This is a genomic window from Gemmatimonadaceae bacterium, from assembly GCA_036504815.1.
In the GTDB taxonomy this organism is placed as follows: Bacteria; Gemmatimonadota; Gemmatimonadetes; order Gemmatimonadales; family Gemmatimonadaceae; genus PNKL01.
Window position 1 is genome coordinate 17,357 of sequence record DASXUN010000015.1, and the last position, 14,078, is coordinate 31,434.

Annotated in this window: 12 protein-coding genes; 9 read left to right on the top strand and 3 right to left on the bottom strand. The window is 68.2% G+C overall.

Annotated features, from left to right (window positions below):
* The first annotated feature begins 194 nt into the window (after positions 1 to 194).
* The 6 genes from lipA (at position 195) to VGJ96_07435 (ending at position 7,441) form a co-directional block, all read left to right on the top strand.
* Entirely contained in the window at positions 195 to 1,103 is a 909-nt protein-coding gene (gene lipA, locus VGJ96_07410; protein HEY3286934.1) for a lipoyl synthase, read from the top strand.
* 14 nt (positions 1,104 to 1,117) lie between these two features.
* Positions 1,118 to 2,149, top strand: coding sequence for a pyruvate dehydrogenase (acetyl-transferring) E1 component subunit alpha (pdhA, locus tag VGJ96_07415; protein HEY3286935.1), 1,032 nt, complete (start codon positions 1,118 to 1,120; stop codon positions 2,147 to 2,149).
* Between the two features lie 2 nt (positions 2,150 to 2,151).
* A complete protein-coding gene (locus VGJ96_07420) occupies positions 2,152 to 3,132 on the top strand; it encodes a pyruvate dehydrogenase complex E1 component subunit beta (GenBank protein HEY3286936.1) in 981 nt (326 codons plus the stop codon).
* 54 nt (positions 3,133 to 3,186) lie between these two features.
* A complete protein-coding gene (locus tag VGJ96_07425; GenBank protein ID HEY3286937.1) occupies positions 3,187 to 4,437 on the top strand; it encodes a dihydrolipoamide acetyltransferase family protein in 1,251 nt (416 codons plus the stop codon).
* 113 nt (positions 4,438 to 4,550) lie between these two features.
* A complete protein-coding gene (gene lpdA / locus VGJ96_07430; protein ID HEY3286938.1) occupies positions 4,551 to 5,954 on the top strand; it encodes a dihydrolipoyl dehydrogenase in 1,404 nt (467 codons plus the stop codon).
* 173 nt (positions 5,955 to 6,127) lie between these two features.
* Positions 6,128 to 7,441, top strand: a complete 1,314-nt coding sequence (locus VGJ96_07435; protein ID HEY3286939.1) for a M14 family zinc carboxypeptidase — start codon at positions 6,128 to 6,130, stop codon at positions 7,439 to 7,441.
* Between the two features lie 107 nt (positions 7,442 to 7,548).
* Here VGJ96_07435 and VGJ96_07440 read toward each other — a convergent pair whose 3' ends face one another.
* Positions 7,549 to 8,301, bottom strand: coding sequence for a hypothetical protein (locus tag VGJ96_07440; protein ID HEY3286940.1), 753 nt, complete (start codon positions 8,299 to 8,301; stop codon positions 7,549 to 7,551).
* A 117-nt stretch (positions 8,302 to 8,418) separates the two neighbouring features.
* Here VGJ96_07440 and lipB point away from each other — a divergent pair, with 117 nt between their 5' ends.
* Both lipB and VGJ96_07450 read left to right on the top strand, forming a co-directional pair.
* Positions 8,419 to 9,141 carry a lipoyl(octanoyl) transferase LipB gene (lipB, locus tag VGJ96_07445; GenBank protein HEY3286941.1) on the top strand — a complete coding sequence of 241 codons (723 nt, stop codon included), beginning with the start codon at positions 8,419 to 8,421 and terminating at the stop codon, positions 9,139 to 9,141.
* The gene (locus VGJ96_07450) at positions 9,138 to 10,280 is read left to right on the top strand and encodes an alpha/beta hydrolase (protein HEY3286942.1); all 1,143 of its coding nucleotides are present in this window, start codon (positions 9,138 to 9,140) and stop codon (positions 10,278 to 10,280) included. Before lipB ends, VGJ96_07450 begins: the two co-directional genes overlap by 4 nt.
* Here the strand turns inward: VGJ96_07450 and VGJ96_07455 are convergent.
* Entirely contained in the window at positions 10,277 to 10,789 is a 513-nt protein-coding gene (locus VGJ96_07455) for a Plug domain-containing protein (protein ID HEY3286943.1), read from the bottom strand. The two genes, VGJ96_07450 and VGJ96_07455, sit on opposite strands and share 4 nt — an antisense overlap.
* A 101-nt stretch (positions 10,790 to 10,890) precedes the next feature.
* Between VGJ96_07455 and VGJ96_07460 the strand changes: the two genes are divergently transcribed.
* The gene (locus tag VGJ96_07460; protein ID HEY3286944.1) at positions 10,891 to 12,972 is read left to right on the top strand and encodes an ATP-dependent helicase; all 2,082 of its coding nucleotides are present in this window, start codon (positions 10,891 to 10,893) and stop codon (positions 12,970 to 12,972) included.
* Positions 12,973 to 13,031: 59 nt separating this feature from the next.
* On the opposite strand, the gene VGJ96_07465 is transcribed toward VGJ96_07460, so the two are convergent.
* Positions 13,032 to 14,072: an aminopeptidase gene (locus tag VGJ96_07465; GenBank protein HEY3286945.1), complete on the bottom strand. Its 1,041-nt coding sequence runs from the start codon at positions 14,070 to 14,072 to the stop codon at positions 13,032 to 13,034.
* Between the last annotated feature and the right edge of the window lie 6 nt (positions 14,073 to 14,078).

Consider the following 14,078-nt stretch of genomic DNA (forward strand, 5'->3'; position numbering starts at 1 on the left):
TACCAGACCGCAGCCTTCCGATCGCCTGTTGTTGCACTCAGAACCTCTATCTGCAGCGCCATTACGTCCATGTTGTGATAACCGTTAAAGACTATTTTAACAGTTACTAATGCTGGCTTCCGCCCGGCCACTCCACTAGGTTCATCATCCCTACCCCGACTGCCGGGGCGCGGGCCCCTCTCGCCGACTGGAGCATGAGCGAGCATCTGTACCAGATCATGGGCCGGCATCGGGCCGAACCACTCCCCGATCGGAAGCCGTCCTGGCTGAAAGTGAAGGCGCCGGGTGGAGGCAACTACCTCCATCTGAAGACCCTCATGCGCGACCTCAAGCTCAACACGGTCTGCGAGGAGGCTCATTGCCCGAATGTCGGCGAGTGCTGGCAGCACGGCACGGCCACCTTCATGATCCTCGGCGACGTCTGCACGCGGAACTGCGCCTACTGCGCCGTGGCCCATGGCCGACCGCCGAAGTTTGACCCCGCCGAGCCGTCGCGCGTGGCGGAGGCGGCCCGCAAGATGAACCTTCGGCACGTCGTGCTCACCTCCGTGGACCGCGACGATCTCCCCGATTTCGGGGCGTGGGCCTTCGCCGAGACCGTCCGCCAGATCAAGGCCGACAACCCGTCCACCTCGGTGGAAGTGCTCGTCCCGGATTTTCAGGGCAACGAAGATTCCATCCGCACCGTTCTCGAGGCGGGGCCGGACATCTACAACCACAACACCGAGACGGTGCCGCGCCTCTACAAGAAGGCGCGCCCGGGCGGCCGTTACGAGCGCGTGATGGAGATCTTCCGCACCTCCAAGCGCCTCGCGCCGGACATTCCCACCAAGACGGGCGTCATCGTCGGCATGGGTGAGACCAACGAGGAGATCGTCGAGGTCATGAAGGACCTGCGGCGCGTCGACGTCGACATCCTCACCATCGGGCAGTATCTGCGCCCCTCCAACGACCACATCGAGCTCGACCGCTACGTCACCCCCGCCGAGTTCCGCTGGTTCTACGACCAGGGGATGGCGCTCGGCTTCCGGCACGTCGAATCGGCCCCGCTGGTCCGCTCCAGCTATCACGCCTGGGAGCAGGTCCAGGCGGCCGGCGTCTGATCCCCAATCACCTCATGGCAACCAAGAAGAAGACTGCCGCCAAGGGCGCGCCGTGCGCGGTTCGCACCGCCGGCGATCCGGCGCTCGACCGTGAACTGCTGCACTCGATGCTCCTCCAGCGCCGCTTCGAGGAGAAGACGGGAGAGGCGTACGCCCTCGGCAAGATCGGCGGCTTCTGCCACCTCTACATCGGGCAGGAAGCCGTCTCCACCGGCATCATCGGACAGCTGCGCCCCGATGATTACGTGATCGGCACGTACCGCGACCACGGCCAGGCGCTCGCGCGCGGCGTCACCCCGCGCGCGGTCATGGCCGAGCTGTTCGGCCGCATCGACGGCTGCTCGCACGGCAAGGGCGGCTCGATGCACCTGTTCGACCGCCAGACGAACTTCCTCGGCGGGCACGGCATCGTCGGCTCGCACGTGCCGATCGCCGCCGGTGTCGGCTTCGCCATCAAGTACCGCGGCGGCGACCAGGTCTGCGTCTGCTTCATGGGCGACTCGGTGGTGAACATCGGCGCGTTCCACGAAGCGCTCAACATGGCCGCGCTGTGGAAGCTCCCCGTGCTCTTCGTCATCGAGAACAACCGGTACGGCATGGGCACCTCCGTCGAGCGCGCGGCGGCCGTCGACGACCTGTCCAAGCGCGCCGACGGCTACACGGGCATGGACGGCATCGTCATCGACGGCATGGATGTGCACGCCGTCCGCGAAGCGGCCTGCAAGGCGATCGAGCGCGCGCGCACCGAGTCGCGCCCGTCGCTGCTCGAAGTGCGCACGTACCGGTATCGGGGACACTCGATGTCCGACGCGGTGAGCGGCACGTACCGCAGCAAGGACGAGCTGGACGAGTACCAGGCGTACGATCCGGTCTTCTCCCTGCGCGACGCGATGGTGCTGGCCAGCACGCTGACCGTGGCCGAGTGGGAGGCGATGGAGGCGGAGATCACCCACATCGTGCAGGACGCGTGGGACTTCGCGGACGCCAGCCCGGAGCCGCCGCCGGCGGCGCTGTACGAGGACGTCCTCGTGGACACGACGAGCTGACCATGCCAATCATCACGTACCGCGAAGCCCTCAATCAGGCGCTGCGCGAAGAGATGGCCCGCGACGACCGCGTCTACATCATGGGCGAGGAAGTCGGCGTCTATAACGGGGCCTACAAGGTTTCCAAGGGACTGCTCGAGGAGTTCGGCGAGAACCGTGTCGTCGACAGCCCCATCGCCGAGCTCGGCTTCGCCGGCATCGGCGTCGGCTCCGCGATGGCCGGCCTGCGCCCCGTCATCGAGTTCATGACGTGGAACTTCGCCCTGTTGGCCATCGACCAGGTGGTCAACTCCGCCGCGAAGATGCTCTACATGTCGGGCGGCCAGTTTCCCGTCCCGATCGTCTTCCGCGGGCCCAATGGCGCAGCGCTGCAGCTCGGCGCGCAGCACTCGCAGGCCTTCGAGAGCTGGCTGGCGCACATCCCCGGCATCAAGGTCGTCGTCCCCGGCACGCCGTACGACGCCAAGGGACTCCTGAAGAGCGCCATTCGCGACGACAACCCGGTGGTGGTGCTCGAGGGCGAGATGCTCTACAACACCAAGGGCGAGGTGCCCGACACCGAGTACCTGGTTCCGCTCGGCGTGGCCGACGTCAAGCGCGAAGGCAAGGACTGCTCGATCATCACGAGCGGCAAGATGGTGCTGGTCGCCATGCAGGCGGCCGACCAGCTGGCAAAGGAGGACATCCACATCGACGTGGTGGACCTCCGCACCATTCGCCCCATGGACGTCGAGGCCATCTACGCGTCGGTGCGCAAGACGCAGCGCGCGGTGGTGGTCGAGGAAGGATGGGAGATCTGCGGCATTGGCGCGCAGGTGGTGGATTTCATCCAGCGCGACTGCTTTGATCACCTCGACGCGCCCGTGCTCCGCGTGCATCAGGCGGATGTCCCGATGCCGTACGCCAAGGGGCTCGAGAAGATCGCCAAGCCCGACGTCGCCAAGACCATCGCGGCAGTCAAGCAGGTGATGTACCGGACGTAGGATCTCCCGTCCTCCGTCTTCCGTCTACCGTCACTCACCGACGACACGAGTCTTATGGCAACGAAGATCTTCATGGAAGCGCTCTCTCCCACCATGGAAGAGGGCCGCCTCGTCAAGTGGAACATTCCCGAGGGCGCCGCCGTGAAGTCGGGCGATGTCCTCGCCGAAGTCGAGACCGACAAGGCCGTGATGGAGCTCGTGGCGCGCGGCGACGGCGTGCTGCGCAAGCAGCTCGTGGCCGAGGGCGTCACGGCGCCCGTCGGATCGCTGGTGGGTGTCATTGCGGGTGCGGACGAGGACATAGCGGCGCTCGTGGCTGGCGCTGGCGCGGCACCTGCCGCGGTGGCTCCTGCCGCTGCGGTTCCTGCCGCGCCGGCCGCCGCCCCGGCGCCGGCCGCTGTCCTGGCCGCCGCTCCGGCTCCGGCGGCCCCCTCGGCCGTGGCGGGCGCCGTCAGCACCAAGAGTTCACCGCTCGCGCGGCGTCTCGCGCGCGAGAGCGGCCTCGACGTCGGCGCCATCCCCGGCTCCGGCCCCGGCGGCCGCGTCATCAAGCGCGACATCGAGGCGGCGATGGCCGGCGGCGCTTCCGCCATCAGCCGTCCGTCATCCGCCGTCTCCGCCGCCGACTACACCGATCAGCCGCTCACCCAGATCCGCAAGACCATCGCCAGGCGCCTCGGCGAAAGCATCGGCCCGATCCCGACGTTCTACCTGACCGCCGAGTTCGACCTGACCCGCGTTGTCGAGATGCGCGCGCAGGCCGCCGCGCTCGGCGAGGACTTCAAGGTGTCCGTCAACGACATCCTCCTGAAGGCCGTCGCCACGGCGCTCGCCGCGCACCCCGAGGTCAATGCGCACTGGCTTGGCGACAAGATTCGCTACTTCAACCGCGTGCACCTCGGCATGGCCGTGGCCACGGATGACGGACTCATCGTTCCGGTGATCTTCGACGCCGACCGGAAGGGACTGCGCGAGATCTCCGTCGAGTCGCGCGACCTCGCCAAGAGGGCGCGTGAGCGCAAGCTCACGCCCGAGCAGTACACCGGCTCGACCTTCTCGGTGTCCAACCTCGGGATGATGCAGATCGACCAGTTCACGGCGATCATCAACCCGCCCGAGTGCGGCATCCTCGCCATCGGCGCCATCGAGGACACGCCCGTGGTGGTGGACGACGCCATCGCGGTGCGCAAGCGCCTGCGCGTGACGATGAGCTGCGACCACCGCGTGATCGACGGCGCGGTGGGCGCGCGCTTCCTGCAGACGCTGCGGCGGATGCTGGAGAACCCGCTGATGCTGGTCTTCTAGAGATCGCGGAAAGCGGATGGCCGCTGGCGGACTCCGCCCTTCTGCCATCCGCCACCCGCCATCTGCCATCACTATCCGAGCGCCCCATCTCTCCCATCATATAGAGCACTCCCATGGCAAACTTCGATGTGATTTTCTTGGGCGGCGGCCCGGCGGGCTACGTCGGCGCCATCCGCGCGGCCCAGCTTGGCTTGACCGTCGGTGTCATCGAGCGCGAGGGACTCGGCGGCACGTGCGTGCTCTGGGGATGCATCCCGGCCAAGGCGCTGCTCGAGTCGTCGCACATTGCCAACCGGCTCAAGCACGCGGCCGAATTCGGCGTGAAGGTCGGCGACATCACGCTCGACTATGGCGTGGCGATGAAGCGCTCGCGCGATGTTTCCATCAAGAACTCCAAGGGCGTCGAGTTCCTCTTCAAGAAGAACAAGGTCACCTGGATCAAGGGCACGGGCGTCATCGGCGCCGGGAAGACGGTCAAGGTCTCGACCGCCGACGGCAAGACGGAGACGCACACGGCCGCCAAGGCGCTCATCATCGGCACCGGCTCGCGCGTGAAGGGCCTGCCGCAGGCGGGGCTGGAGCTGAACAAGACGACGGTGATCTCGTCGGACGAGGCGCTGGTGCTCGAGAAGGCCCCCAAGACGCTCGCCGTCGTCGGCGCCGGCGCCGTGGGCTGCGAATTTGCCGACGTCTTCAATGCGTTCGGCACGAAGGTGACCATCCTCGAGGTGATGCCGCGCATCCTGCCGCTCGAGGACGAGGACAGCTCGGCCGAGGTGGCGCGCTCGTTCAAGAAGCGCGGCATCGACGTCTACGCCGGCGCGAAGCTTTCGGGCGCGAAGATTGGCAAGGACAGCGTCACCCTCACCGTCGAGGCGGGGGGCCAGAAGCAGGAGCTCACGGTGGAGAAGGTGCTCGTCGCCGCCGGCCGTGCCGCGAACGTCGAGAACATCGGGCTCAAGGAAGCGGGGGTGCAGCTGACCGACCGCGGCTTCATCAAGGTGAACGACAAGCTCGAGACGACGGCCAAGGGGATCTACGCCATCGGTGACGTCGCCGGGCCGCCGATGCTGGCCCACAAGGGCGAACGCGAGGGCGTGATCGTCGCCGAGATCATTGCGGGGCATCATCACCACCCCATCAACTACGGCAACATCCCCAACTGCACGTACTGCAGTCCCGAAGTGGCGTCCATCGGCTTCACCGAGGCGCAGTGCAAGGAGAAGAAGCTCGACTACAAGGTCGGCAAGTTCCCCTTCAGCGCGAACGGCCGCGCCCGCACGGCGGGCGAGACCGAGGGCTTCGTGAAGATCATCCGCGACGCCAAGTACGGCGAGATCCTCGGCGCGCACCTCGTGGGCCCGCACGTGACGGAGATGATTCACGAACTGCTGGTCGCCCGTGAGAACGAGTTCACCGTGGAAGAGGTGGATCTCGCCATCCACGCGCACCCGACGCTCAGCGAGGCGGTCGCGGAGGCGGTGTTGGATTCGATGGGGAAGATGATACACGCGTAAGGCGTGAGAGAGACAACAGAGAAACAACAGAGAAACAACAGAGAAACAACAGAGAGACAACAGAGAGGCGCCTGCGACTTGCGGGCGCCTCTCCTTTTTCCTCTGTTTGAGCGTTGCTGCGATCGAGACCGCCGGCCGCTGCCGGGGGCCGCCAGCCATCTCCTGGAGCACGCATGTCCCCGCGTTCTTGCCGAATCGCTGTTGTGGCACTCTCCACCGTTGCGGCCTGCACCGCTACCTCCCGTCCGTCTACGCGCCCCGCGCCCGCGGCCGAGTGCTGCCTTGAGCTGGGACGCCGGGTTGCCACCGAGCAGCGCGTCGGCGCCCTGGAAAACCGTCGCTTCAACCACGCGCAATACTGGTCGGCCATCGCGCCGTCGCTGACGGCGAAGGCGCTGCGCGTGACGCCGGTCGGCGCCTCCACCCACGGCCGGCCATTGCGGGCCATCACGTTCGGCACCGGCCCCACCACCGTCTTCCTCTGGTCGCAGATGCACGGCGACGAGTCCACGGCGACGATGGCGCTTGCCGACCTGCTGGCCTGGTTCGCGCTCGCCGACACCCAGCGGGACCCGGTGCGCGACCGCCTCGCGTCACAACTCACGGTCGTGATGCTGCCGATGCTCAATCCCGACGGCGCGGAACTCTTCCAGCGCGAGAACGCCTTCGGCGTGGACATCAATCGCGACGTCCGCCGGATGTCGACGGCGGAGGCGCGCGTGCTCAAGGCGGTGCGCGATTCCATCAAGCCGCAGTTCGGCTTCAATCTCCACGATCAGAACGCCCGCACGCTGGGCCGGCCGGGCAACCAGCGTGTCGGCATCGCGCTGCTGGCCCCCGCCGCTGAGGCAACGAACAGCTTCGGTCCCGGGCGCGCCGACGCGCGGCTCGTCGCGGCGCGCATCCGGTCGGTGCTCGAACGCGAGATCCCGGGACGCGTTGCCCGCTACGACGACACGTTCAATCCGCGCGCCTTCGGTGACCTGATGCAGTCGTGGGGCACGCGCCTCGTGCTTATCGAGAGCGGGGCGCTCCCGGACGACCCGGACAAGCAGCGCCTGCGGCGCGTCAACGTCGTCGGCATTCTCAGCGCGCTCGATGCGATTGCGTCCGGCGACTTCCGCAACGAGAACGCCGATACCTACACCGCAATGCCGGTCAACAGCGGCTCGGCGGTGGACGTGGTGATCCGCGGCGCTTCGCTGGTGATGCCCGGCCAGGCACCGGCGCGCGTCGACCTCTCGTTCAACTACGACGACGCGCTGCGCCAGGGGCGTGCCCGCGTGCGCGAAGTCGGCGACCTCGATGAGGTGGTGGCGTTCGACACCGTCTCGGCCGCCGGACTGTTCATCCACCCCGCGCCGGCGATGCTGACCGAGCAGGGGGGCAAGCTGTGGCTGCGCACCGGGACGACGGTGCAGATGACCCTGCGTCGCGGACCCGACGCCGCAAGCGAACTCGTGCGGGAGTTCGGCACGCAGCCCTGACGCGGCCAGTCCGCGAGCGTCGGAGTCGGCAACCAGAAGGGCGGCGCACCATCGCGCCGCCCTCTGTTGTCTCTCTGTTGTTTGTCTGTTGTCTCTCTGTTGTTTCTCTATTTCTGAGACCTGAACAGCTTCTCATCAACCGGCTCATCGCACCGCCATTCATGGTACTCCTCGAGCTGCCGGCGCTGGCCGCCGCGGAACATCTCGACCTTCGTCGCCAGCCACCCCTTGCCGCACGGCTCGAGCGCGCCGAGGTGAATGTCGAGCGGCGGGCGCCCAGCGCCGCCGGCCAGGACGATGCGCACGACCATCAGGTGCTGATCCTCCACCCAGAACTGCGGCGAGGTGGTGTCCGCGGGACTGGAGGCACCCACAATCCAGACGGCCTGCCCCTTCCACGCCGCCGTGCGAAGCTTCGCCAGGTCGAAGCCGAGGGGCGCGAGCTGCCGGATCGTCTCGCCGACCGGCTGCACGTACGCACCCTCGATGAGTGCGAGGAACGGATTCCCGCTCGCACGCACCGCCGCGAGCGTGTCGGCGCGAATGACCCACGTCGAATCCCACGTCGAGATGGAGGCATTCCCGGCAGCGAGCGGCGCCACCGCGATGCGCAGCTGCGTGCCGCGTTCTGGCGTGTAGCGGAGCGTCTCATGCCACGTCTGCACCGTGTCGCGCCCGTCGCTCTGGCGTATGGTCGTCGTCTGGCGGAAGGCCAGCGTCTTGTACCAGTCGCCGGCGTGACGGGAGCGCATGCGGGCGATGACATCCATGCCCGACTGGGGTGGCGCACCCTGCGCGAGCAGCGCAGGGGCGAAGGCAACGGTGGCGCAGGCGGCGAAGACGCGTATCGTTCGTTTCATGGATGGCTCGGTCAGGGACTCGCTGTACGATACGCGCCTGTGTCATCGGGCGCTGTGCGCGGATGCCGTGCAACGCGTCCTGACTTTCCTGACGCCGGACGCCGTTATCTTTCCTGCGTGAACGACCGCCGCCTCCTCGTCGCCGAGCTCGGCTCCATGCCGTATGCCGACGCGCTCACGCTCCAGCGCGACGCCGCCAGGGCGCGGCTGTCCGGCGCGCTCGCCGATGATGTGCTGTTCCTCGTGCAGCATCCGCCCGTCATCACGCTCGGCCGGTCGACGAAAGCCGGCAACCTGCTCGTCTCGTCGGAGCACCTGGCGGCGCGTGGCGTCGAACTGTTCGACGTGGAGCGCGGCGGTGACGTCACCTTTCACGGGCCGGGCCAGTTGGTGGGCTATCCCATCATGAACCTCGAGCGGCATACGCAGGACCTGCACTGGTACCTGCGCCAGCTCGAGGAGGCGATGATCCGCGCGCTCGCGACGTTCGACATCGTCGCAGCGCGCAATCCCGGCAAGACCGGCGTCTGGGTGCGCGATCGCAAGATTGCGTCCATCGGCGTGCACGCGCGCCAGTGGGTGACGTGGCACGGCTTCGCGCTCAATGTCACGACCGACCTCTCGTATTTCGACCTGATGGTGCCGTGCGGCATCCAGGATGTGGTGATGACGAGTGTCGAGCGTGAACTGCTCGATGCGGCCACGGGCCCGTGCCTCGCGCCGTCGCCGGCGCTCTTCGAGGACGTTCGCGAGCGCACCGTCGCCGCGTTCTGTTCCCTCTTCGCCCTGACACCAGAGCCCGCCGACCTGGCGGCGCTGCGGACAACCATCGCGTCATGATGCGCCGCGCCTGCCTTCTCGCGCTCGTCCTCTCCGCCTGCGGCCGCGGCACGCCGCCCGCCACCCTGCCCGAACCCGTCGCGCCACCGGCGCCGCTGCCCCGCGCGGCCGAGCCCCGGTCGTATGCAGCGCTCGACACGGGCCCCGTGCGCGTGAACATATTGCTCGCCACGACGCGGCGTTCGCAGCCGAGCGATCGCCCGGGGCTTCGCTTCGGCCCCGAGGACGGCGACTCGCTGCAGTTCGCCGCCGTCAGCGTGAACGTCCCGTCGTACCGCGTGCGCGGCACCGGGGATCTTCCCCGCCCCGGCACCCTGCGCGACAACGCGCTCACGTACCGTCCCGACCCGCAACGCGACTTCTTCGTCACGACCACGATTCCGGTGGATAGCGCGCGCTTCGTGCAGCGGCTCGCCGCCGACCTCGCGACCACGCGCTCGCGCGACCTGCTCGTCTTCGTGCACGGCTACAACGTCTCGTTCGAGGATGCCGCCGTGCGCGCCGCGCAGGTCGCGGCCGACCTCAACTTCGACGGCACGGTCCTGCTCTTCTCCTGGCCGTCCGCCGCCTCGGTGACGGCCTACGTGCGCGATCAGCAGTCGGCCCGCAATGCGGGCTTCCAACTGCTTCGCGTGCTGCGCAACCACGCCGTGGCCGCGCAGCCGGACCGCATTCACCTGCTTGGCCACTCGATGGGTGTCGAGGTCATCGGCAAGGCGATCACGCTGACTGCCGCCACCGACTCGACGCCACGCCTGGCCGAGGTCGTGCTGGCGGCCCCCGACGTCGACTCCCGCGTCTTCCGCCGCGAGATCCTCCCGCGCCTCGCCCCGCACGCCGCGCGCATCACGCTGTACGCGTCGAGCGATGATGACGCGTTGCGCGCCTCGCGCGTCGTCAACGGCGCCGGCCGGCTTGGCCTTGGCGGCGATTCACTCGCCGTCATCGACGGCATGGACACCATCGATGCCAGCCGGGTGACCGCCGACGTGCTCGGCCATACGCTCTTCGGCAATCAGGGCTTCCTGGCCGACCTCGCCATGCTGCTCGCCGACGGCAAGGCGCCCGCGGAGCGACGGCTGCTGCCCTCGACGAAGGACGGCTTGACGTTCTACCGGTTCCGCGGCGATCGGCGCTAGCGGTCGCGCCGAGACGACGGGGGCGCCCCTCGCGTCCAGATGACCACCAGGCCGCAGTCGACGTCGGTCTGGCGGAACTGCGTCGGCACTTCGGACGGCCCCCGGAAGATCTCGACCGCCTCGATCGCGTCGGGCGTGAGGTCGTCGATCGAGAAGATGTCCGACGACAGGAAGTGTCCGTCCACATAGAACTGCAGCGGGCACTCCGCGCCCGGCGTCTTGCGCAGGCGCACCGGCGTCGCGGCCCGTCGCGTCGTCACCAGTCTCGTGGCGCCCTGCGTGCTGGTGACCACCTGGATGCCAATGACGCCCCGGAAGATGTCGAGGCTCGACTGCGGATGCCGGCGCTCGATCTCCGCGCGCGTGATGAAGACCCCGATGCCGATCGACCGGCGCACCCAGAACTCGCGCAATCGAACGGTCGAATCCTGGCCGGCCGGCGGCGCCTGCGACGCCACGGCGTTTCCGTTCACCAGAAGTGCCAGAACAGCCGCCAGCAGGTGTCGCATCAGGGCTCCCGAGTCCGCGAACGCCGGCTTACGTCTCCAACGTCCGCGATCCCGCGGCATCCCGCAAGAATGCCGGCTGGCTTCGGTGTATATTTGGGACCGTGTCCGACGATCCCCGCCTCTATCCCAAGCGCGAACGCAGCGTCGCGCCGCGCGCCAGCGAGACCAGTGCCGCCGATGGCCTGAACGACGCCCAGCGGCGCGCGGCCACGCACGGCGACGGTCCGTTGCTCATCGTGGCGGGGGCCGGCACGGGGAAGACGCGGACGCTCGTGCACCGGGTGGGGGTGCTGCTGGAGCGCGGCGTGCGTCCCGAGCGCATCCTGCTGCTCACGTTCACGCGGCGGTCCGCGCAGGAGATGCTCGCGCGCGTCGAGCGCCTGGTCGGCAGCAGCAGCCGGCACGTGCATGGCGGCACCTTCCACGCCACGGCCCACCGGCTGCTCCGCCGCTTCGGCGAGCAGGCGGGCATTCGTCCCGACTTCACCATCATGGACCAGTCGGACGCCGAGGACCTGATGCAGTTCTCGCGCGCCCGCCTGGGCTTCGGCGACAAGAAGAAGCGCTTCCCCAAGAAGGAGACGCTGCACCACGTCTACTCGCGGCACGTCAACACCGACATCCCCGTGGGCGCGCTCTTGCGCGAGGAATACCCGCGCTTCGTCGAGTACGAGGACGACATCGCCAAGGTCTACGCCGACTACACGCAGCGAAAGCAGGAGCGCAACCTCGTCGACTACGACGACCTGCTGCTCTTCTGGGCGATGCTGCTGGAGCAGGTGCCGGCCCTCGCCGACAGGATCGCGGCGCTCTACGACCACATCCTGGTGGATGAGTACCAGGACACCAACCTGCTGCAGGCGCGCATCCTGCGCGGGATGTGCCGCACGCACCGCAACCTGACCGTGGTCGGGGATGACGCGCAGAGCATCTACTCGTTCCGCGGCGCCACCATCCGCAACATCCTCGACTTCCCGCGCGAGTTTCCGGGCACCACCATCGTCGCGCTCGAGGAGAACTACCGCTCCACACAGCCGATCCTCGACACCTCCAACCAGCTGATCTCCCGCGCCGGCGAACGGTACACGAAGAGCCTGTACACGAAGCGCACCGGTGGCGACCGGCCCTGGCTCGTCACCGCGCAGGACGAACCGACGCAGACCCGCTTCGTCGTGGACCGCCTGCTCGAACTGCACGAGGAGGGAATTCCGCTGCGCGAGATCGCGGTCCTCTTCCGGGCCGGATACCACAGCGCCGACCTCGAGATCGAGCTCACCGCGCGCAACATCCCGTTCGACAAATGGGGCGGCCTCAAGTTCCTCGAGGCGGCGCACGTCAAGGACGTGCTCGCCTTCCTGCGCGTCCTCGAGAACCCGCGCGATGAAGTCAGCTGGTATCGCCTGCTCCTCCTGATGCCCGGGATCGGCGAGGTGACGGCGCGTCACGCCATGGAAGTGATGGCCGAGCACGCGTGGAACCATTCCGCCTTCGGGCAATTCACCCCGCCGCCGCGCGCCCGCGCCGCGCATCAGGCGCTGGTCTCGCTGCTGGATGGCCTGCGCACCGGCACGTTTGACGAGGACGGGGCGGTGGCCCGCGAGATCGCCCGCGTGCGCGTGCTGTACGACGACATCCTGCGCGAGAAATACGACCGTCCCGATCCGCGGCTCGCCGACCTCGACCAGCTTCAGGTGATCGCCGGCGGCTACCCCAGCCGCGCCGCCTTCCTGAGCGCGCTCGCCCTCGAGCCGCCGCAGGGCACGCAGGACTTGGGCTTCGGCTCGGACAGAGAGGACGACACCCTCGTGCTCTCCACCGCGCACAGCGCCAAGGGGCGCGAGTGGGATGCCGTTTTCGTCATCTGGGCAGTGGACGGATACTTTCCGCTCTCACGCGCGCTCGGCAGCGACGAGCAGATCGACGAGGAGCGGCGCCTGATGTACGTGGCGCTCACCCGCGCGCGCAATCATCTGGCGGTGTCGTATCCGCTGAATGTCTACGACACGCGCCGCGGCGCCGATTACACGTTGGACCAGGTCTCGCGGTTCCTCGATCGCGGTGTGCGCGCCACCATGCAGCGCATCGTCGCGGAACCGCCAATTGGCGAACTACCGCCCCCCGATGCGAAAGCTCCACCGGTCGTGGACCTGCGAGCGCTCCTGCGCGGCAAGTTCAGCAGCTAACCTCGTCCGCCCCCCGCACCCCGCCCCCCGCACCACACCCTGTTCCCTGCCCCCTGCACCTAACGCAGTGCCCGGTGCTCTCTGACAATCCGCTCGACCGTCCGCCGCAGGTCCTTCTCCTCACTCTCCCACACCGCATCGAACCGGCCGAGATCGGTCATGTACACCCGCCGTGCGAGCAGCGCCGCGTTGTCGAGCCGCACGCGTGCGGCGTACCACGTCGGGTAGGTGGTGAGCGTGGGACCAACGCTGTCCACGAGCAGCCGACGGGCCCATGCATACACACGGTCGCGCGCTTCGAGCCGTGCCGGCTTGCCTGCCGGACCCGGATGCGCGGCGTACGCGACCTCGAGCGAATCCACAACGCGCGTCCAGAACGCGCCGAGCCGCTTCTGGTCCTCCCAGCGACGATCGCAGAGCGCCGCGTTGAGCGTGTCACCCCGCGAGCGGAAGAAGGCGGCCGCGCCGCGGGCTCCCACGAAGTTCGCGAAGCTTTCGTTGAAGACCGCGGATCCGGCGGCGTAGTACCGGTTGTGCGTCAGCTCGTGCACCACCGTGTTCGCCACCTCGGCGGAGTCGGCGCTGAGCGTCGTCGAGAGCACGGGGTCGTTGAAGAAGCCGAGCGTGCTGAACGCCGGCGCCGGCCGCAGGTAGGCATCGAAGCCGCGGTCGCGCAGCCGCTGTTCCTCCCGCTGCGCCTGCTTCACGTCAAAGAACCCCTTGTACGGCACGCGCCCGACAATGGGGAACCACCACGTCACGGGGGCCAGCGTGTCCCGCGCCGCGCCGCTCAGCACCAGCACCAGCGTGTCCGACTTGAGCCGCGTGTACTTGGTGAAGGCGTCCTTGGCGGGGAACCCGAGCGTGTCGGCCGCGTACGCGCGCGCCGCGAGCACCAACTGCAGCTTGCCGCGCGTCACCGCGTCCGTTGTCGAATCGCGCACGAGGTCGGCGATCGCTCGGCGCCCGCGAAGGATCTTCCCCTCCGCCCACGCGGCTCGCACGAGATAACGTCCCGTGCGCGTGCCGGCGGTGACCAGCGCAACGCCGCCGCAGGCGATGAGCAGCGCCACCCCCACGCTCCCCCAGCGCAGGCGCATGCCGGC